21 protein-coding genes are annotated in these 18854 nt (G+C 71.7%); 12 read left to right on the top strand and 9 right to left on the bottom strand.

The features are described from left to right. Window positions 1-704: 704 nt before the first annotated feature. Window positions 705-1499: a putative protein N(5)-glutamine methyltransferase gene (locus tag OG194_RS42935; RefSeq protein WP_327406129.1), complete on the bottom strand. Its 795-nt coding sequence runs from the start codon at window positions 1497-1499 to the stop codon at window positions 705-707. Between the two features lie 288 nt (window positions 1500-1787). On the opposite strand from OG194_RS42935, the gene OG194_RS42930 reads away from it, so the two are divergent. Further along, window positions 1788-2189 carry a MarR family winged helix-turn-helix transcriptional regulator gene (locus OG194_RS42930; protein WP_442811828.1) on the top strand — a complete coding sequence of 134 codons (402 nt, stop codon included), beginning with the start codon at window positions 1788-1790 and terminating at the stop codon, window positions 2187-2189. A gap of 22 nt (window positions 2190-2211) precedes the next feature. Here the strand turns inward: OG194_RS42930 and OG194_RS42925 are convergent, their stop codons facing one another. Beyond that, complete coding sequence (locus OG194_RS42925) at window positions 2212-2934, bottom strand: GNAT family N-acetyltransferase (RefSeq protein WP_327406127.1); 723 nt, start codon at window positions 2932-2934, stop codon at window positions 2212-2214. Next, window positions 2931-3857 (bottom strand): NADP-dependent oxidoreductase, encoded by a 927-nt coding sequence (locus tag OG194_RS42920; RefSeq protein WP_327406126.1) that lies wholly within the window; start codon window positions 3855-3857, stop codon window positions 2931-2933. The genes OG194_RS42925 and OG194_RS42920 overlap by 4 nt, the downstream gene beginning before the upstream one ends. Window positions 3858-4148: 291 nt before the next feature. Here OG194_RS42920 and OG194_RS42915 point away from each other — a divergent pair, with 291 nt between their 5' ends. The 3 genes from OG194_RS42915 (at window position 4149) to OG194_RS42905 (ending at window position 6278) form a co-directional block, all read left to right on the top strand. After that, on the top strand, window positions 4149-4754 hold the full coding sequence (locus OG194_RS42915) for a sulfite oxidase-like oxidoreductase (RefSeq protein WP_327406125.1): 606 nt from the start codon (window positions 4149-4151) through the stop codon (window positions 4752-4754). Next, window positions 4747-5502 carry a ferredoxin reductase gene (locus OG194_RS42910; protein WP_327406124.1) on the top strand — a complete coding sequence of 252 codons (756 nt, stop codon included), beginning with the start codon at window positions 4747-4749 and terminating at the stop codon, window positions 5500-5502. Before OG194_RS42915 ends, OG194_RS42910 begins: the two co-directional genes overlap by 8 nt. A 191-nt stretch (window positions 5503-5693) precedes the next feature. Then, window positions 5694-6278 (top strand): Rv1733c family protein, encoded by a 585-nt coding sequence (locus OG194_RS42905; RefSeq protein ID WP_442811827.1) that lies wholly within the window; start codon window positions 5694-5696, stop codon window positions 6276-6278. Window positions 6279-6447: 169 nt separating this feature from the next. Here the strand turns inward: OG194_RS42905 and OG194_RS42900 are convergent, their stop codons facing one another. From OG194_RS42900 to OG194_RS42890, 3 genes are all read right to left on the bottom strand, one after another. Continuing rightward, window positions 6448-6825, bottom strand: coding sequence for an amidohydrolase family protein (locus OG194_RS42900; protein WP_327406122.1), 378 nt, complete (start codon window positions 6823-6825; stop codon window positions 6448-6450). A gap of 5 nt (window positions 6826-6830) precedes the next feature. Continuing rightward, on the bottom strand, window positions 6831-7187 hold the full coding sequence (locus OG194_RS42895) for an amidohydrolase family protein (protein ID WP_327406121.1): 357 nt from the start codon (window positions 7185-7187) through the stop codon (window positions 6831-6833). Window positions 7188-7256: 69 nt separating this feature from the next. Beyond that, a complete protein-coding gene (locus OG194_RS42890) occupies window positions 7257-7460 on the bottom strand; it encodes a hypothetical protein (RefSeq protein ID WP_327406120.1) in 204 nt (67 codons plus the stop codon). Between the two features lie 103 nt (window positions 7461-7563). On the opposite strand from OG194_RS42890, the gene OG194_RS42885 reads away from it, so the two are divergent. From OG194_RS42885 to OG194_RS42870, 4 genes are all read left to right on the top strand, one after another. Further along, window positions 7564-8532, top strand: a complete 969-nt coding sequence (locus OG194_RS42885) for an acetylxylan esterase (RefSeq protein ID WP_327406119.1) — start codon at window positions 7564-7566, stop codon at window positions 8530-8532. A gap of 10 nt (window positions 8533-8542) precedes the next feature. Next, the gene (locus tag OG194_RS42880; protein WP_327406118.1) at window positions 8543-8947 is read left to right on the top strand and encodes a nuclear transport factor 2 family protein; all 405 of its coding nucleotides are present in this window, start codon (window positions 8543-8545) and stop codon (window positions 8945-8947) included. 98 nt (window positions 8948-9045) lie between these two features. Further along, window positions 9046-10212 (top strand): serine hydrolase domain-containing protein, encoded by a 1167-nt coding sequence (locus OG194_RS42875; protein WP_327406117.1) that lies wholly within the window; start codon window positions 9046-9048, stop codon window positions 10210-10212. A gap of 154 nt (window positions 10213-10366) precedes the next feature. Next, window positions 10367-11110: a GntR family transcriptional regulator gene (locus OG194_RS42870; protein WP_327406116.1), complete on the top strand. Its 744-nt coding sequence runs from the start codon at window positions 10367-10369 to the stop codon at window positions 11108-11110. A 53-nt stretch (window positions 11111-11163) separates the two neighbouring features. On the opposite strand, the gene helR is transcribed toward OG194_RS42870, so the two are convergent. After that, window positions 11164-13365 (bottom strand): RNA polymerase recycling motor ATPase HelR, encoded by a 2202-nt coding sequence (gene helR, locus OG194_RS42865; RefSeq protein ID WP_327406115.1) that lies wholly within the window; start codon window positions 13363-13365, stop codon window positions 11164-11166. A gap of 95 nt (window positions 13366-13460) precedes the next feature. Beyond that, entirely contained in the window at window positions 13461-14696 is a 1236-nt protein-coding gene (locus OG194_RS42860; protein ID WP_327406114.1) for a glycosyltransferase, read from the bottom strand. Window positions 14697-14956: 260 nt separating this feature from the next. Between OG194_RS42860 and OG194_RS42855 the strand changes: the two genes are divergently transcribed. After that, window positions 14957-15382, top strand: a complete 426-nt coding sequence (locus tag OG194_RS42855) for a YciI family protein (RefSeq protein WP_327406113.1) — start codon at window positions 14957-14959, stop codon at window positions 15380-15382. After that, window positions 15379-16524, top strand: coding sequence for an RNA polymerase sigma factor (locus OG194_RS42850; protein ID WP_327406112.1), 1146 nt, complete (start codon window positions 15379-15381; stop codon window positions 16522-16524). The genes OG194_RS42855 and OG194_RS42850 overlap by 4 nt, the downstream gene beginning before the upstream one ends. A gap of 13 nt (window positions 16525-16537) precedes the next feature. On the opposite strand, the gene cynS is transcribed toward OG194_RS42850, so the two are convergent. Then, complete coding sequence (gene cynS / locus OG194_RS42845; RefSeq protein ID WP_019057970.1) at window positions 16538-16984, bottom strand: cyanase; 447 nt, start codon at window positions 16982-16984, stop codon at window positions 16538-16540. Window positions 16985-17125: 141 nt separating this feature from the next. Between cynS and OG194_RS42840 the strand changes: the two genes are divergently transcribed. Together OG194_RS42840 and OG194_RS42835 are read left to right on the top strand one after the other, a co-directional pair. Then, window positions 17126-17959 (top strand): alpha/beta hydrolase, encoded by an 834-nt coding sequence (locus tag OG194_RS42840; protein ID WP_327406111.1) that lies wholly within the window; start codon window positions 17126-17128, stop codon window positions 17957-17959. A gap of 78 nt (window positions 17960-18037) precedes the next feature. Then, window positions 18038-18850 carry an alpha/beta fold hydrolase gene (locus OG194_RS42835; protein WP_327406110.1) on the top strand — a complete coding sequence of 271 codons (813 nt, stop codon included), beginning with the start codon at window positions 18038-18040 and terminating at the stop codon, window positions 18848-18850. The last annotated feature ends 4 nt before the right edge of the window (window positions 18851-18854 follow it).

Here is an 18854-nt window from a genome sequence, read left to right as displayed (position 1 = left end):
AGCGTTCACGATCCCGGCCCCTGGGGACGCGGCGCCCGCGCCCACCGCCGACCGGGCCTTCACGGACACCTTCGACACCTTCGACCGCAGAACCTGAGCGAGGGACAAAAGTGGCCGAGCGCTCACGACGTCGCCCCTGGGGACGCGGCGCCCGCGCCCCAAGCACCGCGCCGAGCCCGTCCAGCAGCGACGCCGCGACCTGGCGGGCACCCGCTCCGACGCCGGCACCCGCACCCGCACCGGGTGCACGGGCACCTTCGACCACAAGGGCCCGAGCAACAGACGGGGCGGGCCCGGCGGCCGGGGACCCGAGGGACCCGGCGATCGCAGCCCAAGCGCCGTACCCAGCCCGCCCAACTGCGGCCCGAAACCTGCGCCCCGTCTGTTTGGCAGCGCCGCAACGACCTGACAGGCCCCGCCGCCCCGCCGCCGATTACGACGTTCGCGTACAACTCCTCGGAGTAGGCCGACCGCGTCTCCAGCCCAGGACTCGTGAACGCCTCGACCGCTGACAGGAGTTGACGCACACGCGCATCGACGAGGGCACAGCCCCAGGGGGCAAGCCAGTCGGACACCCAGCCCGTCCGGCAACGGCGCCACGACCCAACCGGCACCCCCTCCGACGCGCCCGCACCCAGCCCACCCGACAGCACCCCGAACCCCGCACCCTGCACCCCGCCGAGCCACGTCCAACTGCCCCCGCGCTACGACCTGACCGCCCCCACCGCCCTGACCCCGATCACAACATTCGCGTACAACTCCTCCGAATACGCCGACCGCGTCTCCAGCCCACCACGCGTGAACGCCTCGACCGCCGCCGGGAGTTGACGCTCGCTCGTCTCGACGAGGAGGCAGCCGCCGGGGGCAAGCCAGTCGGGCGCCCCGGTGGCGACCTCGCGGAGTATGGCGAGGCCGTCGGTGCCGCCGTCGAGGGCGACCAGGGGTTCGTGGTCGCGGGCCTCGGCAGGTAGGAGGCCGACCTCGCCCGTGGGGACGTACGGCACGTTGGCCGCGAGGATGTCGACGCGGCCGCGCAATGCGTCGGGCAGTGCCGTGAAGAGGTCGCCCGCGTGGACCTGGCCGCCGTAGGGAACGACATTGCGGCGGGCGCAGCGCACGGCCGCGGGGTCGATGTCGGCGGCGTGCAGTTCGACCCGGCCGAGGACTGCGGCCAGCGCGGCGCCCACCGCGCCGGAACCGCAGCACAGGTCCACGACGACGGACGCGTCCGGGGCGTGCGCGAGGGCCTGTTCGACGAGGAACTCGGTACGGCGGCGGGGCACGAACACGCCGGGTTCCACGGCTATGCGCAGGCCGCTGAACTCGGCCCAGCCGACGACGTGTTCGAGGGGCAGGCCCGCGACCCGGCGGTCCACCATGGCGGCGAGTTCGTCCGGGGTACGCGCGGTGGAGAGGATCAGTCGCGCCTCGTCCTCGGCGAAGACACAGCCCGCGGCGCGGAGCGTGGTGACGACGGAGGCGGGGGAAAGAGGGGGCATGAAAGCCGAGAGCCTTTCGGGAAGCAACCGAAGGGCGCTCTCGCGGTCACCTAGCGGCGGTGATCCGCGTTGTCCTGAGGTGAGAGCACCCGACCTGACACAGCGGTAATGGGTCTCACCTCCCAGGAGTTCAGGGCCGCGACCGTCCGCGACCGGGGAGCAACATTACCCCAACCACCGGGTCCGCGAGGGGCCGAGTCCCACCCTGAGTTGTACTCTGCAACAAGCGGGTGAACGAGGGAGATTCCAGTGCGAGCGAACCAGGCCGTGGAGACCATCCAGCGCGAGATGACGATCTTCGCCCGGCGCGCCCGGGCCTCGGCGGGCCGCCTCCATCCCGAGCTGTCTCTGGTGTCATACACCCTCCTCAGCCACCTGGAGGAGCAGGGCGGCTGCCGCGCCACCGACCTCGCCGCGCACTACGCCCTCGACAAGTCCACCGTCAGCCGCCAGGTCGCCGCGCTGGAACGCGCCGACCTCATCGAGCGCCGCCCCGACCCCGAGGACCACCGCGTCCAGGTCCTGCACCTCACCCCCGCCGGCCGCCGGATCCTCGCCCAGGTCACCGAGAACCGCCAGGCCGCTTTCCGGGAACGGCTCGCGGACTGGCCCGAGGAGGACCTGACCCGGTTCGCCGACTATCTGGAGCGCTACAACGCGTGGCCGGGCGAAACCGAGGGCGGTGACTGAGCGGCCACCGGCCCACTCGGTTCTACGACACCCCCACCGACCGCGTCTGCGTCAGGTGCTCCGGCGCCCGTGCCGCGAGGAACGCGGTGGTCCGGCGCAGCCGGAAGCCCAGGGACTCGTACAGCCGTATGGCGGTGGTGTTGCCCGCGCCGGTGTGCAGGAACGGGGTCTCGCCGCGTTCGCGGATGCCGTGGGCGACGGCCAGGATGAGGCGGCTCGCGAGACCCTCGCCGCGGGCGGAGGGGTCGGTGCAGACGGCGCTGATCTCGGTCCAGCCGGGCGGGTGGAGCCGTTCGCCGGCCATGGCGATGAGGACGCCGCCGCGCCGGATGCCGAGGTAGGGGCCGAGTTCGACGGTGCGGGGCAGGAAGGGGCCGGGCCTGGTCCGTGCCACCAGGTCGAGCATCTCGGGGACGTCGGCGGGGCCGAGGGGGACCGCCTCCGGGTCCGGTGCGGCGGCCAGCCCGTCGTCGAGCATCTGCACACCGTCCATGTCGAGGGTGATCTCCCAGTCGTCCGGGATCTGCCCCCGGCAGCCGAAGAGCGTGATCTCGGCGCCGGGGCCGGCGAGCGTGGCCACGTCCGCCCAGTCGTCGGCGTCGGGCCCGTCGGGCAGGGCCAGCCACGGAGACACGTCCACCGGGTAGCGCAGAACCCGGCCGCGCCGCTCGGCGAAGTGGGCGTGCGGGCCGGTGAGGGCGGCACGGGCCGGGTTGTCGAGGACGCGTTCGTCGGACGTGCTCATGCGGCGACCTCGATCACGATCTTGCCGCGGGCGTGGCCGTCCTCGACGGTGCGCAGCGCCTCGCCGGCCTGGTCGAGCGGGAAGGTCCGCGTCACGTGCGGGTCCAGTTGGCCCTTGATCACGAGCTGCGCGAGCGCTTCGAGAACGGCGGAGTTGCGGGCGCGTTCCACACGGGCACCGCCGAGCTTCTCGACCTCGGGGGCGGGTGCCCCGGCGGTGATCAGCTTCGTGGGGTCGGTGAGGAGCGTGGCCGCCTCGGCGAGCACCTCGCCGCCGACGAGGTCGTAGGCGCCGTCGACGCCGTCCGGGGCGACGGCCCGTACGCGTGCGGCCAGGTCCGGTCCGGAGGGGACGTGGACCGCGCCCAGCGACTCCACGAAGTCTTTCTTGCCCGCGCTCGCCACGCCCACGGCGCGCAGTCCCAGCGCGCGGGCGATCTGCAGGGCCGCGGAGCCGACGCCGCCGCCCGCGCCGGTGATCAGCACGGTGGCGCCGGCGGGCAGGTCGAGCTGGCGGATCCCGTCGTAGGCGGTCGCCGCGGCGACGGGGAGGGTGGCGGCGTCCGTGAAGGACAGCTCGGCGGGTTTGTGCGCGGTGACCGTGGCGGTCAGCAGGGCGTACTCGGCGTATCCGCCGGCCACGGTGCTGCCGAACACCTCGTCGCCGACGGCGAATCCGTCGACTCCGGCGCCGATCTCGCGTACGACTCCGGAGACCTCTTGGCCGAAGACCGCGGGGAACGCGCGTGAGCCGGTCTCGCCGGGGCGCCGGTAGCCGGTGCGCTGCTTCCAGTCGACGGGGTTCACCCCGGCCGCGCGCACCGCGACGAGGACTTCACCGGGGCCGGGACCGGGCTGGTCGATCTCGACGAGTGCCTCGGTCTCGGGTCCCCCGTAACGCGTGAAGACGTACGCCTTCGGCATCTGTTCCCTCACTCTCCTTCGCAGTCACCGGATCGCCTGTGGTCATCACACCAGCACGACCACGGAGTGTCCGCACCCAAGCCGCCGAGCCGCCACTCGGGCCGCACTGAAGACCAAGGTCGATCCCCGGGCGGCTATTCCCTCGCGCGGGGAGAGTTCATACGGCCGCAATGATCGGCGGTCGCCCCCGGACCTGGGCATACCTCGTGGACGCGTACCGTTGAAACGAGAAACCACTGATCACGCTCGCCCGGCGGACCCGCGCCGCAGCGGCCTGGAGGCTCCACCCGTATGCACGTCACCCGAGGCTTCACCGGACGCCCCCGCGTCCCCGACGCCGGTCTGCCGCCCGGCCAGTACGACGCGGGCGACGACTGGCCCGTCCTGTCCGCCGAGGTCACCCCCGACCTGGCACCGGCCGACTGGACGTTCCGCGTCGACGGACTCGTGGAGCAGCCGCGCACCTGGGACTGGACGCAGGCACACGAACTGCCTTCGTCGGCCTACGAGGGTGACATCCACTGTGTGACGAGTTGGTCGAAGTTCGGGGTGCGGTTCGGGGGCGTCTCGCTGGACGCGTTCTTCGATGTGGTGCGGCCCCATGTGTCCGCCACACATGTGGTCGCGTATTCGCACACCGGGTACACCACGAACCTCCCGCTCGAAGACGTGACCGGCGGACGCGCCTGGATCGCCTGGGAGTACGACGGCAAGCCGCTGCCCGCCGAGCACGGCGGCCCCGCCCGGCTGCTGGTGCCGCACCTGTACTTCTGGAAGAGCGCCAAGTGGATCGCGGGCCTGCGTCTCCTCGACCATGACGAGCCGGGCTTCTGGGAGCAGAACGGCTATCACGGCCGGGGCAACCCCTGGGAGGAACAGCGGTACTCCGGTGACTGACACCTTCGCGCCCGCCACCAGGTTCGCGGTGCCGGGACGCATCGCCGTGAGCAACCGCGCCGCCGCCGTGTGGCAGACCGCCACGCTCACCGAGATCCGCCGGGAGACCCCGCACGCCTCGACGTTCCGCTTCGTCGTGCCCGACTGGGCCGGACATCTGCCCGGCCAGCACCTGATGCTGCGGCTGCGCGCCGAGGACGGTTATGTGGCGCAGCGCCACTACTCGATCGCCTCGCACCCGGACGACGCCGGCCATGTGGAGCTGACCCTTGACCATGTCGAGGGCGGCGAGGTGTCGGGCTGGTTCCACACCGTGGCCAGGCCCGGTGACGAGGTCGAGGTGCGCGGCCCGCTGAGCGGCTTCTTCGCCTGGCCCGGCGACCGGCCCGCGCTGCTGCTGGGCGCCGGTTCCGGGGTCGTACCGCTGATGTCGATGCTCCGGCAGCACCGGGCGCGCGGGTTGTCCGTGCCGCTGCGGCTGGTGGTGTCGGCGCGCAGTCCCGAGGAGTTGATCTACACGCGGGAGTACGGCGCCGAGACCACGGCTGTGTTCACGCGCAGCGCGCCAAAAGGTGTGCCGGTGGGACGTATGGCCGCCGCACATGTGGCGCCGCTCTTGGCCGAGCAGCCCGCTGGTGGGTGGGAGGCCTATGTGTGCGGCTCCAACGGCTTCGCCGAGCATGCCTCACGGCTGCTGGTCGAGGCGGGCCAGCCGGTGGACCGCATCCGCATCGAACGGTTCGGCTGAGGATCGGCCGGACGACACGCGGCCTCCCGGCCGATCCACTCGGCTCCGGTTGAGAGAAGTACCTCGGAGGGGGTACGACTTCTGTGTGGACGCTCGCATGCGTGCGCGGTGTCGAGGCGGCGGCGGACCGGCCCTACAGAGGGTTTCCGGCCTTACGGTTCCTCGGCTCCGGTGACGGCGAGGAGACCGACATGCGGACCCGGGTACGGAGTCGACGCCGGCGGCAGAATCCGTTGCGGCGCCGGTCGGATGTCGTGGAGGCGTGGACGGCGCTGGCCGTCACCCTGCTGCTGTTCGTCGGCGCGCCCCTGACCGGCGCCGCCGCTGGGCTGTGGGCCCACGACCAGGCCCGGACCATCGCCGCGACCCAGCGCGCCGACCGCCACCGCGTCCACGCGAAGGTGATCGGCAACCCGCCCGCCCAGCTCCCCTCCGTGGAGGGGAACCGCCCGCGCAGTTTCCCGGTGGCGGTGCGCTGGACCGAGCCGGGCAAGGGCGCGCGTACGGCCACGGTCGCGGTCCCCGCGGACACAGGACGCGGTGACGTGGTGGCCGTATGGCTCGACGCCAAGGGTCACAGTGTCGCCCCGCCACCGGGTGAGGTGGCCGTCTGGCAGCACACGGTGACCGTCGGCGTGTGGTCGGCGGCCGGTGTGATCGGCCTGGCCCTCCTCGCACGGGCGGTGGTCCAACGAGTCTCCCTGCGGCACCGGTTGGCCGAGTGGGAACGGGACTGGGCGCTGACGGAACCGCAGTGGACTCGACGGCGAGCGTGACGAGCCGGAAGGGACGGAGGCGGGCGTGACGTCCGACGGGCCGTGACGGGCGCCGCAGCCGTGGCACACCACCCACGACCACCCCGACCGGCCAGGCACCTCAACACCCCACTCCCACAAGCCAGTTGAGCCACGCCACCGCAACCGACCCACTGCCCACCCGCAGCCCCTACACCCCTCGCTGCATCCGCCGGGCAACCCGCCCATGGTCCCGCAGCACATCCCCCAGCCCCGCCAGCACCGGCTCGCCCCGCTCCACCAGCACCCGCCCGCACACAACCGTCGTCCACGCCCGCGCGGGCCCGCACCGCAGCCACGCCTCGACGGGATCACTGACCGCCCCGGCCAGCGCGACCTCGTGCAGGTCCCACACGACCAGGTCGGCACACGCGCCCGGCCGCAGATGCCCCAGCTCGTCAGCCCGCCCCACACACCGTGCCGAACCCCGGGTGGCGATGTCGAGGGCGTCCCGCGCGGTCATCGCACCGGGCCCGCCCCGATAGCGCTCCAGCTCCAACATTCCCACCGACAGACCCAGCTCGCGCATCTCCTTCACTCTCGCCGTGCCGCCCCCCGATGAGCGTGTTGGAGCTGGGGCAGTCCGGTGTCCTCGAAGTACTCGACGGGCCGACAGCCGTAGGTCTCCAGGCAGTAGGTGTCCTCGTCGCGGTCCTCGGCGAGATGGGTGTGCAGCCGTACGTCGTACCGCTCGGCGAGTTCCGCGGCCGCCGTCATCACTTCCTTCGTCACCGAGAACGGCGAGCAAGGGGCGAGGGCCACACGGATCAACGCGCCCGGTTCCGGATCGTGGTGGGTCTTGATCAGCCGCTCGCTGTCAGCCAGCACCTCGTCGGTGCTCTGTGTGACGCTCCTCGGCGGCAGTCCCCCGTCCTCGACGGAACGAGTCATCGAACCGCGGGTCGCATGGAAGCGGAAGCCGATGTCGCGGGCAGCGCGGATGCACGTATAGGTGCGTGGTCAGCCAGTCGAAGAGGGTGCCGTTGACGGCGGGAGCGTAGGAGCGGGTGAGGTTCTGGTAAGCGCCTCGCGCTCGACTCCTCCCACACCGACGGCGGTGACCCGACCACCCGTGACGGCGACCCAGCCGCCCGGGATCTCCCGCCCGCCGTCCACGACGAGCAGTTCGGCGTCCTTGACCAGCAGATCCACGGCAGACGACATGCCGACATGGTAGGCGCGCGGCGCCCCACGAGCCTGGCGAGTCCTCCGATGTCACACGTACGGTGTGATCATCCGTACTCACACTTCCCAAAGGCGGTCATCGATGGCCCTGTTCGACCTTCCGCTCGACGAACTCCGCGCGTACCGGAGCGATTCCGTCGAGCCCGAGGACTTCGACGCCTTCTGGTCCAAGACCCTCCAGGAGACCCGCGAGCACGATCTGGACGCCCGCTTCGAACCGGTCGACACGGGACTGTCCACGGTGAAGGTGTACGACGTGACGTTCGCCGGGTTCGGCGGTCACCCGGTGAAGGGCTGGTTGCGGCTGCCGGCCGACGCGGCCCAACCCCTGCCGCTGGTCGTGGAGTTCGTCGGCTACGGCGGCGGGCGGGGCCTCCCGCACGAGAACCTGCTGTGGCCGTCGACGGGCCGCGCGCACTTCATCATGGACACGCGCGGGCAGGGCAGCGCGTGGGGCGGTGGCGGTGGCACCCCGGACCCGGTGGGCGGCGCGCCCGCGTATCCCGGCTTCATGACCCGGGGCATCGACGCCCCCGAGAACTACTACTACCGCCGCGTGTTCACGGACGGCGTGCGGGCCGTCGAGGCGGCCCGTTCGCACCCGTTGGTCGATCCGACGCGCACGGTGGCGGTCGGCGCGAGCCAGGGCGGCGGCATCACCATCGCCGTCGGCGGACTGGTCGGCGACCTGGCCGGGATCGCGCCGGACGTGCCGTTCCTGTGCGACTACCCACGCGCCGCGACCCTCACGGACCGCGACCCGTACCGGGAGATCGGCAACTACCTCAAGACCCATCGCGGTCGCACCGGGGATGTCCTGCGCACGCTCTCGTACTTCGACAGCGTCCACTTCGCGTCCCGCGGCCGCGCCCCCGCCCTCTTCTCGACAGCCCTGGAGGACCAGACCTGCCCGCCCTCCACGGTGTTCGCCGTGTTCAACGCCTGGGCGCACGAGGACAAGAAGATCGAGGTGTACGACTTCAACGGCCATGAGGGCGGCGGCCCTTACCAGGAGGCCGTGAAGCTGGACTGGCTGCGGTCGTACGTCTGAGGGGCGCGGAATGAACACCGGCGAGGCCGCCGAGCGGTTCGTGCGGGTCTGGGCGCGCGCCTGGGCCGAGCACGACGTGGACGCGCTGCTGGAGCTGTACGCCGAGGACTGCGTCCACCGCTCGATGCCGTTCCGCGAACCGCACCGGGGGCGGGCCGAGTTGGCCGCCTATCTCCGGTGGTCGTTCGCGGCCGAGCGGGTGGGCGATGCGCGGTTCTCTGCGCCGGTCGTCGGTCAACACGGCGTCGCCGTGGCCGAGTTCAGGGTGCTGGCCGAGGAGGACGGTGAACCGTCCACGCTGGCCGGCTGTGTCTTCGTGCGCTTCGACGGCGCCGGTCTGGCCGTGGAGACCCGCGACTACTGGCACACGGAGGCGGGTCACCGGGAGCCGGCCGGCACCTTGTTCCTGAACTGAGCGTACGGCGCCTTCCGGTCAGTCCGACCAGTCGGTATGTTCAGGTGGTCCGGGCCGCAGCGTCGCGGTCCGGACGTCCGGCACACCACGGAGGCCCCATGTCCGAGCACCAGCCAGCCGTCGACGGCCACTGCGACCCCCGCTTCACCGCGGTGCGCACGGCGTTCGAGGAGAACTTCCGGGACCGCGACGAACTGGGCGCCGCGCTGACCGTCACCGTCGGCGCCGAAACCGTGGTCGACCTGTGGGGCGGCTGGGCCGACGAGGCACGCACCCGCCCCTGGGAGCGGGACACCGTGGTCAACGTGTGGTCGACGACGAAGGGCCCGGTGGCCCTGTGCGCCCACATCCTCGCCGACCGCGGCCTGCTCGACCTCGACGCCCCGGTGGCCACGTACTGGCCGGAATTCGCCGCCGCGGGCAAGGAGAACGTCCTCGTACGACACCTGCTCTCGCACCGCGCCGGACTCGCCGGCCTCCGCGAGCCCCACTCTCTCGCGCAGCTCTACGACTGGGAGTTGACCACCGAGCGGCTCGCGGCCATGGAGCCCTGGTGGGAGCCGGGAACGCGGTCCGGGTACCACGCGATCACCTACGGCTTCCTCGTCGGTGAAGTGGTGCGCCGCGTATCGGGGTTGCTGCCGAGCGCCTTCCTGGAGCGCGAGGTCACCGGCCCGCTCGGGATCGACTTCACCATCGGGCTGCCGGAGAAGGAGGCCGGCCGGGCGGCCGAGCTGGTGCATGCGCCCGCCCCACCGGCGAGTGAACAGGCCGCGGTCTTCAGCCAGTTGGCGCCGGCGGCCATCGCAGCGCTGACCAACCCGCTCGCGGGCGCGGCGGAGGCCAACACCCCGGAGTGGCGCGCCGCGGAGATCCCGGCCGCGAACGGCCACGGCACGGCACGCGCGATCGCCGCGCTCTACGGCGTCTTCGCCGGGCGCGGGTCCTACGCCGGCCACCGCGTCCTGTCCCCCGAGGCGGTCGAGCGGGTGCGCGAGGGGCAGGGCCGCTGCCGTGACCTGGTGATCGGCGCGGGCTTCGCACACGAGACGGAGATCGGGCTCGGCCTGTGGCTCAGCGGCCCGAACGGATCGTACGGCCGCAACCCGAGGGCTTTCGGACACGACGGCTTCGGTGGCTCCTTCGGCCTGGCCGACCCGGAGGCGGGGGTGTCGATGGGCTATGTGATGAACCGGATGGGGCGTCATATCGCGGACGACCCACGGAAGATGGGCCTGATCGACGCCGTGTACGACGCCCTGTGAGGGGTGATCGGCGCGGGTCGGTTTCGGCCTAACTGGCCTGCCGCTCTTCCCTGGTGGTTTAGACCAATGCTAGATCTGGTCGCGCAACGAGCCCGCACGGCTACGAATTGTTACCGGCTCTACCATCAGTCTTGTCACCAACAGGAGGCGCGGCATGGCCCGCACCACCCCCCACGACCACCCGACCGCCGACGACCAGCCCCTCTACGGACGGGTCGCCACCCAACTCCTCGGCGAACTCCACGACGGCACCATCCCGCCCGGTGAACGCCTGCCCGGCGAACGGCAGTTGGCCGAACACTTCCAGGTCAGCCGGGAGACCATAAGACAGGCGCTGGAGGTGCTGCGCAGGGACGGCCTGGTCGCCACCGACCGGCGCGGCAGCCACGCCACCCTGACAGGACAGCCCGTCGAGACCCCTTCCTCCCTCACCTTCCCGGTCGGCGCCCGCAGCACGGACCCGACCGGCTTCGACCGGGCCACCGTGGCCTGGGAGACTCCCCCGCCGGACCACGCCGAGGCCCTGGGTATCGCCCCGCACCGGCCGACCCTCGTGCACCGCTACGCGTCCGCGGCGGCCGACGGCAGCGGACTGCGTACGGCCGTCACGTCCTTCTCGGCGGTGGCGCTGGCCGAGGTGGAGGAACTGGCCCGCTACCGCGACCGCGCGGACGGCTCCGCCGCCGCCCAACTCCGGCGCACCTACGACTGGATGCGCCGGGCCGGTCTGACCCTGCACCACCGGGACGCCATCACCCAGGTCGCGAACGCGCCCTCGGTGCGGGTGACCCGCCGCGTGCACGACCAGTACGCGCGCCCGCTGGAGATCACCGACCTGGTGGTGGAGGCCCAACAGGACGCCCTGATCTACGAGTTCACGCTGCCTGCCGCGGGCTGACCCCAAGGACGTCGGCGCGCGGCGGGTCCTAACTCGCCGCGCGCCCACCGGACTCAGGCGCTCGTGAGCACGACCAACTGCTGCGTCGCCCGGGTCATCGCCACATAGTGGTCGACGGCTCCCTCGATGCCCTCGCCGAATTTCTCCGGGTCGAGAAGGACGACCAGGTCGAACTCAAGTCCCTTGGACAGCACGGGAGTCAGCGCCCGGACGCGCGGCCTCGCCCGGAAGACGTCCTTCTCGATCTCGGCCGTACCGATGACACAGCCGATGCCGTCCGCGTGCTCGGCGAGCCAGGTGTCGAGGATCGACTCCAGGTCGGAGGTGGGTCCGTGGACGACGGGGATGCCGCTGCTGCGGATGGACGTCGGCACGTTGGCGTCCGGGAGCACAGCACGGATGACCGGCTCGGCCTCCGTCATGATCTCTTCCGGGGTGCGGTAGTTGACGGTCAGGGACGCGAGGTTGATCCGGTCGAGGCCGATCCGCTTCAGCCGTTCCTGCCACGACTCGGTGAACCCGTGCCGGGCCTGGGCGCGGTCGCCGACGATGGTGAAGCTCCGGGACGGGCAGCGCAGCAGGAGCATCTGCCATTCCGCGTCGGTGAGTTCTTGTGCCTCGTCCACGACGATGTGCGCGAACGGCCCGGCGAGCAGGTCGGGTTCGACGGCGGACACCTGCGCGGCCTCGTCGATCAGCGCGTCCCGTAGGTCCTTTCCGTGGAGCATGCCCATCGCGCCCTCGCTCTCGTCGATCTCGACGTTCTGCAGCAGGCTGTCGATGACGTCGGTACGACGCGCGTGTTCGGCGACGACGGCGGCTTCCTGCCGACGCTTGCGGCGCGCCGACTCCGGGTCGCCGAGCCGTTGCCGTGCCGCGTCGAGCAGCGGGAGGTCGGACACCGTCCAGGCCTGGGCGTCCGCGCGCTGCAAGCGCTGGACCTCGTCGCGGCTCAGCGCGGGAGCGCACTTGCGCAGGTAGGCCGGTACGGTCCACAGGTCGCCGACGAGGTCGGCCGCTTCGAGCAGGGGCCACGCGCGGTTGAAGGCGGTGAGCAGTTCCCGGTTCTGCCGCAGCGACCGCCGGAGCTGCTCGGGCGTGACGTGTCCGTCCTCGCCGTCCCGCGGCGAGGCGGTGTCGTCGTGCTTGTCGACCAGGATCGTGAGCAGCTCCTGCCAGACCTGCTCGCGTCCCTCGTTGTGCGGGGTGCCGGGTTCGGCCGCCTCGAACGCGACGGCCCAGTCCTCGGGGCTCAGCCAGATGTCGGACCAGTGGGTGGTGACGTTCATGCCCTTGGTGGGCGGCTCCTCGTAGAACCGGACGGCGGGCTCGATCGCCCGCACCAGCCCCACGGAGGACTTCAGCCGGGCCACCTCCGGGTCGGCCTCCGCGACCGCCGCGGCGCCCTCGGCGACGAGGTCCCGCAGGATGCAGGTCTGCACGCCCTCCTCGCCGAGGCTGGGGAGGACGTCGGCGACGTAGTCCAGGTAGGGCCGGTGCGGACCGACGAACAGCACGCCGCCCCTGCGGTGGCCGAGACGCGGGTCGGAGTAGAGGAGGTAGGCGGAGCGGTGCAGGGCGACGACGGTCTTGCCGGTGCCCGGGCCGCCGTCGACGACGAGCGCGCCGCGTGATCCCGCGCGGATGATGGCGTCCTGGTCGGCCTGGATGGTGCCGAGCACATCGCGCATCCGACCCGAGCGGTTGCCGCCGAGGCTGGCGATGAACGCGGACTGGTCGTCGAGCGCGGCATGCCCGACGAAGCCGTCCGCGGTGAACACCTCGTCCCAGTAGTCGCTGATACGGCCGCGCGTCCAGCGGTACCTGCGGCGGCTCGCCAGCCCCATCGGGTTGGCGTGGGTCGCGCCGAAGAACGGCTCCGCCGCGGGCGAGCGCCAGTCGAGCAGCAGCCGTCGGCCCGTGCTGTCGGTGAGACCGAGCCGCCCGATGTACACGGGCTCGGAGGTGTCGGCGTCCACCATGTGGCCAAGACACAGGTCCAGGCCGAAGCGACGTAGGGTGCGCAGCCGTGTGGTGAGCCGGTGGATCTCCGTGTCCCGGTCCATCGCCGCCCGGCCGATGCCGCCGGGTGCCCTGCGCGCGGTGTCGAGGCTCTCGGTCAGTTCCGCGATCGACCGGTCGAGGCTCTCCGCGATCGCCGCGAAGTGCTGCTCGTCGGCGGCGATCAGCGCCGGGTCGGCCTTGGCGGAGAGCCGGTCGGGAAGGTCGAAGGCGCTGGTGGTCAGGGGGTTCACGGCATCAATTCCGATCTGAGGTCGCTCACGGCCCGGCGTGCGGCTGGGCGTGGGGACCGGTGCGTGCGGTTTCTCGTGTGCTCGGTTCGGCCGGTTCACGCGTGCGTGGACCGCCCTTCTTCGCTGACCATGTCCTGGAGCATCTTCGCGGCCACTGTCGTCCCGTCCGTGCGGATCGTGCCGGCCACGGCCCGTGCCCGTTCCCGGATCCCGGGCGCCAGGACGGTGGTGAGCGCGGCCGACAGGGAGTCGTAGGTCGGCGTCGACCCGTCGTGCGCGACGCCGATGCCCAGCTCGGCCACCCCTGCCGCCCAGTATGGCTGGTCGACGATCTGCGGCACGACCAGCTGCGGCACACCGGCCAGCGCGGCGGTCGTCGTGGTGCCCGCGCCGCCGTGGTGCACGACGGCGGCGACCCGCCGGAAGAGCGCCTGCTGGTTGACCTCTCCTACGACGAAGCAGTCGTCGCGGTCGTCGACCGCGGCCAGGCCCGCCCACCCCCGGGCGAGGAGCACCCGGCGGCCCTGTGCGCGGACCGCCTCGACGGCGACCCGGGCGAAGTCCGGCGAGGTGCGCAGGGCCATGCTGCCGAAGCCCACGTACACCGGCTCCTCACCGGCCTCCAGGAACGCCTCCAGATCCGCCGGGAGCGGGCGCTCGTCGAGCAGGATCCACGGGCCGGTCACCACGACGTCGAGGTCCGTGTGGTCCTGCCACGGGAACAGCTCCGGGGCCGCCGCCAGCCACGGCCGCTCGGTGAAGACGTAGTCCCGCACGTTCTCGACCGGTGGCAGGCCGAGCTCCGCCCGGTGCCGGTTCTCCGCCTCGCCGTACAGGGCGTTCACGCGCTGGGCGTCCTGCTCCCACAGCACCTTGATGTCGGTCTCCCCCGGCGAGGACGCATGGCCCGGCCGGGAGAGCGGGCGGTACTTCGACGACGGCAGTCCGGCCGTGTGGAAGCAGGCGAGCACATAGCGGATGCCGAGTTTCTCGGCCACCGAGCGGGCACCGGCCGGCATCAGACCGGTGGCCAGCAGCACGTCACAGCCCTCGGCCGCCGCCGTCAGCGTTTCGTAGCGGGCGGCGACCAGTTCGGGCGCGAGCTGGAACGCCCGCTCCGCCGACGGCGGCTTCGCACCGTTCACCACGGACCGCACCGACGGACCGAGCGGCACCAACGGCACACCGGCCCGGGCCAGCAGCTCCACGAACTCCTCGTCCGGCGGCGCGCACACCCGTACCTCCGCGCCGAGTTCCAGCAGACGCGACGCGAGTCCCGCGAGCGGTTCGACATCCCCGCGCGATCCCCACGTCGTCAACAACACACGCATTCCGCACTCCCGTTTCCGCAGGTCATGGCCTCAGGCCGGACATTCTGCGGCACACCGGGGGCCTTGCCGCAAGCCCCCGGGTGCGCTATACGTTAAGAAGGGAAGAGGAGTGAGTACGCCTCCCTTTCCACCCTCCCCCACAGACCTCGCGAAGCTCGCGGCGAAAAAATCCGCCCGCCGATGTCGAGAACCCGCGCCCGGCTCCGTCCCCGAGGTGAACGCGACCACAATGGGTCGCACGAGCACCGAGGAGAACGACCATGGCCAAGTACCTGCTCCTGAAGCACTACCGCGGTGCCCCCGCCGCCGTGAACGACGTCCCCATGGACCAGTGGGCACCCGAGGAGATCACGGCCCACGTCCAGTACATGAACGACTTCGCGGCCCGCCTGGAGAAGACCGGCGAGTTCGTCGACAGCCAGGCACTCTCCTCCGAGGGAACGTTCGTCCGCTACGACGGTGAAGGGCGCCCGCCGGTCACCGACGGCCCGTTCGCCGAGACCAAGGACGTCATCGCCGGCTGGATGGTGATCGACGTCGACTCCTACGAGCGTGCCGTGGACCTGGCCGGCGAGCTGTCGGCCGCGCCCGGGGCCGGTGGCAGGCCGATCCACGAGTGGCTGGAGCTGCGGCCGTTCCTGGGCGCGCACTCCACCGTCACGGACACGGACTGCACTTTCAAGTGAACGAGGTCCTGCTGAGGAGCCTCACGCCGAGCGTGCTCGGGATCCTCGTCCGCCGCGGAGCGGACTTCGCGGCGGCCGAGGACGCCGTGCAGGACGCGCTCGTCGAGGCGGTCCGGGTGTGGCCGGACGATCCGCCGCGGGACGCGAAGGGCTGGCTGGTCACGGTGGCGTGGCGGCGGTTCCTCGACGCGACGCGGGCGGAGACCGCCCGCCGCAGGCGCGAGGATCTGGTCGACGAGGAGCCGACGCCCGGCCCCACGCCCGCCTCGGACGACACGCTCCAGCTCTACTTCCTGTGCGCCCACCCGAAGTTGACGCCGTCGTCGGCGGTCGCGCTCACTCTGCGCGCCGTCGGCGGGCTCACCACGCGGCAGATCGCGCGGGCCTATCTGGTGCCCGAGGCGACGATGGCGCAGCGGATCAGCCGGGCCAAGCGCACCGTCTCCGATGTGCGCTTCGACCAGCCCGGCGATGTCGCGACCGTGCTGCGCGTCCTCTACCTGGTCTTCAACGAGGGCTACTCCGGCGATGTCGACCTCGCCGCCGAGGCGATCCGACTCACCCGGCAGCTCGCCGCCGCGATCGACCACCCCGAGGTCGCGGGCCTGCTCGCGCTCATGCTGCTGCACCACGCCCGGCGAGCCGCCCGGACCGCACCGGACGGCAGCCTGGTCCCGCTCGCCGAGCAGGACCGCGGCAGCTGGGACACGTCGGCGATCGCCGAGGGCGTCACCATCCTCCAAGTCGCCCTCGCTCGCGACCGGTTGGGCGAGTTCCAGGCGCAGGCGGCGATCGCGGCGCTGCACGCGGACGCGCCCACCGCCGAGGAGACGGACTGGGTACAGATCGTCGAGTGGTACGACGAACTCGCCGGCCTGACCGACAGCCCGATCGTCCGCCTCAACCGCGCGGTGGCCGTGGGTGAGGCGGACGGCCCGCGCGCCGGTCTGGCCGCGCTCGCGGTGCTGGACGACGCCCTCCCCCGGTACACCGCGGTGGCGGCCTACCTCCACGAGCGTGACGGCGACCTGAAGACGGCGGCCAGGCTTTACGCGGAGGCGGCACGCAAGGCCCCCAACCTCGCCGAGCGCGACCACTTGACCCGTCAGGCCGCCCGGCTCAACGCGGGCCGGAGTCGCTGACGGGGCGGCCCGATCACTCCCACTGGTATTGCAGGTACTTGCCGTCGAGGGTGATGACGACCCGGTCACCGGCGGGGTCGGGCACGCGGCTGACGTCGAGGCGGAAGTTGATGGCGCTCATGATGCCGTCGCCGCACTGCTCGTGGATCAGTTCCTTGATGGTGGGGCCGTAGACCTGGATCACCTCGTAGAGGCGGTAGATCGTCGGGTCCACGGGCACGGCCGCGTCCAACGCGCCCCGGGTCGGCTGGAGTTGGAAGGCGAGGGCGGCGTCCTCGCCGAGTTCGAGGAGGGCGGCGGCCGTCGCCGCCTCGTCCTTGGACATGGGGTGCTGGCCCAGCAGGGCCGCGGTGGTCCACGCGAGCGGTCGGCCCACGGCCTCCGCCAACTGGGCCCATGTGACACCGGTCTTCACCTTGGCCTGACGCACCGCTTCGCCGGCTTCACCCTTGCTGAGCATGCACAACTCCGTTCCCGGACAGCACTCTTGCCCCCACACGGTTCAGCGTAGGAGATCGCCCGGGCCGCGACAATGGCGTCCTCCTGAACCAAGTGCGGCCGCACGACAGACTCCAGGAGTCAACGGACACATACTGCGGACATGACCCATATCGACGTACAGCAGATCGAGCGGGCGAACGCCGTCGAACGCACGCCGGTCGTCTTCGTCCACGGTCTGTGGCTGTTGCCGAGCAGTTGGGACCGCTGGGCGGCGCACTTCGAGCAGGCCGGGTACGCGCCGGTCTCCCTGTCCTGGCCCGACGACCCGGAGACGGTCAAGGAGGCGAACGAGCACCCCGAAGTCATGGCGGGCAAGACGGTCGGCCAAGTCGCCGACCACCTCGCGGAGTTGATCGGCACGCTGACCCGCAAGCCGGCGATCGTCGGCCACTCCTTCGGCGGACTGCTCACGCAGATCCTCGCCGGGCGCGGACTCTCCGCCGCGTCCGTGGCGATCGACCCGGCGCCGTTCCGTGGCGTACTGCCCCTGCCGATCTCCGCGCTGCGTTCCTCCGCGCCCGTCCTCAGCAACCCCGCCAACCGCAACCGCGCGGTCCCCCTGACCTACGACCAGTTCCGCTACGGCTTCGCCAACGCCGTCGGCGAGGAGGAGGCACGGGAGCTGTACGAGACGTTCGCCGTGCCCGCGCCCGGTGCCCCGCTGTTCCAGGCGGCCACGGCGAACCTCAACCCGTGGACAGAGGCGAAGGTCGACACGGAGAACCCCGACCGCGGCCCGCTCCTGATCATCTCGGGCGAGAAGGACCACACCGTGCCCTGGTCGATCGCCAACGCCTCCTACAAGAAACAGCAGCACAACAAGGGCGTCACCGAGATCACCGAGATCAAGGACCGGGGCCACGCGCTGACCATCGACCACGGCTGGCAGGAGGTCGCGGACACCGCCCTGTCGTTCGTGCGCCGCTATGTGTGAACTCCCGCACGGCCCGCGCCCGGTACCGATGCGCACGCGTACGACGCCGATCTCCTCGACCTCAACTGGAGCCGACCGATGACGATTTCCCGTAGACCCTTGATTCTGGGGGCGGTTGTGGCGGCCGGCACCCTCGCGGCCACCGCGCTCCCGGCCTCGGCCGCATCCCCCATGGGAGGTTCGCACTCCAAGCCGAAGCCCACCGTGGTCCTCGTGCACGGGGCGTTCGCCGACGCGTCCAGCTGGTCGGCCGTGGCCTCCCGGCTGCAGAAGGCGGCGTACACGGTCGTGGCGCCCGCCAATCCGCTGCGCGGGCTGACCTCGGACGCCGCCTACATCTCCGCGATCCTCAAGACGATCGACGGTCCGAAGGTCGTCGTAGGACACTCCTACGGCGGCGCGGTGATCACTCAGGCGGCCGCGGGCGACGCGAGCGTGAAGGCGCTCGTGTACGTCGCGGCCTTCGTCCCCGACAAGGGCGAGCAACTCGGCGAACTCGGCGCGCGGTTCCCCGGGTCGCAGCTGAGCGACGCCTTGCAGCCGCTGCCCGACGGCGCGGGCGGTACCGATCTGGCCATCCAGACGGCGAAGTTCCACGCGGTGTTCACCGCCGACCTCCCGGCGTCCACATCCGCACTGCTGGGGGCCTCTCAACGCCCCATCAGCGCGGCCGCGTTCACGGACGTCGCCACGGCGGCGGCCTGGCGCGACATCCCCTCGTGGGCGGTCGTGGCGGCCCAGGACCGGGCGATCGCACCCGACCTGGAGCGTTTCGAGGCCAAGCGGGCCGGTTCGCACACGACCGTGGTGGACTCCTCGCACGTCGTGATGATCTCCCACCCCGACCTGGTCACGAAGGTCATCAAGTCGGCGGCGACAGCGACGAGTTGAGAAC

The organism is Streptomyces sp. NBC_01288 (genome assembly GCF_035982055.1).
Taxonomy (GTDB): domain Bacteria; phylum Actinomycetota; class Actinomycetes; order Streptomycetales; family Streptomycetaceae; genus Streptomyces.
Note: the sequence above shows the minus strand (reverse complement) of the source record. Positions and strands in the feature narration are given on the sequence as shown.

Coding starts and splice junctions, on each gene's coding strand:
- OG194_RS42935 (WP_327406129.1), bottom strand. CDS start 1,499: ATGCCCCCTCTTTCCCCCGCCTCCGTCGTCACCACGCTCCGCGCCGCG.
- OG194_RS42930 (WP_442811828.1), top strand. CDS start 1,788: ATGACGATCTTCGCCCGGCGCGCCCGGGCCTCGGCGGGCCGCCTCCAT.
- OG194_RS42925 (WP_327406127.1), bottom strand. CDS start 2,934: ATGAGCACGTCCGACGAACGCGTCCTCGACAACCCGGCCCGTGCCGCC.
- OG194_RS42920 (WP_327406126.1), bottom strand. CDS start 3,857: ATGCCGAAGGCGTACGTCTTCACGCGTTACGGGGGACCCGAGACCGAG.
- OG194_RS42915 (WP_327406125.1), top strand. CDS start 4,149: ATGCACGTCACCCGAGGCTTCACCGGACGCCCCCGCGTCCCCGACGCC.
- OG194_RS42905 (WP_442811827.1), top strand. CDS start 5,694: ATGCGGACCCGGGTACGGAGTCGACGCCGGCGGCAGAATCCGTTGCGG.
- OG194_RS42900 (WP_327406122.1), bottom strand. CDS start 6,825: ATGCGCGAGCTGGGTCTGTCGGTGGGAATGTTGGAGCTGGAGCGCTAT.
- OG194_RS42895 (WP_327406121.1), bottom strand. CDS start 7,187: ATGACTCGTTCCGTCGAGGACGGGGGACTGCCGCCGAGGAGCGTCACA.
- OG194_RS42890 (WP_327406120.1), bottom strand. CDS start 7,460: ATGTCGTCTGCCGTGGATCTGCTGGTCAAGGACGCCGAACTGCTCGTC.
- OG194_RS42885 (WP_327406119.1), top strand. CDS start 7,564: ATGGCCCTGTTCGACCTTCCGCTCGACGAACTCCGCGCGTACCGGAGC.
- OG194_RS42880 (WP_327406118.1), top strand. CDS start 8,543: ATGAACACCGGCGAGGCCGCCGAGCGGTTCGTGCGGGTCTGGGCGCGC.
- OG194_RS42875 (WP_327406117.1), top strand. CDS start 9,046: ATGTCCGAGCACCAGCCAGCCGTCGACGGCCACTGCGACCCCCGCTTC.
- OG194_RS42870 (WP_327406116.1), top strand. CDS start 10,367: ATGGCCCGCACCACCCCCCACGACCACCCGACCGCCGACGACCAGCCC.
- OG194_RS42860 (WP_327406114.1), bottom strand. CDS start 14,696: ATGCGTGTGTTGTTGACGACGTGGGGATCGCGCGGGGATGTCGAACCG.
- OG194_RS42855 (WP_327406113.1), top strand. CDS start 14,957: ATGGCCAAGTACCTGCTCCTGAAGCACTACCGCGGTGCCCCCGCCGCC.
- cynS (WP_019057970.1), bottom strand. CDS start 16,984: ATGCTCAGCAAGGGTGAAGCCGGCGAAGCGGTGCGTCAGGCCAAGGTG.
- OG194_RS42840 (WP_327406111.1), top strand. CDS start 17,126: ATGACCCATATCGACGTACAGCAGATCGAGCGGGCGAACGCCGTCGAA.
- OG194_RS42835 (WP_327406110.1), top strand. CDS start 18,038: ATGACGATTTCCCGTAGACCCTTGATTCTGGGGGCGGTTGTGGCGGCC.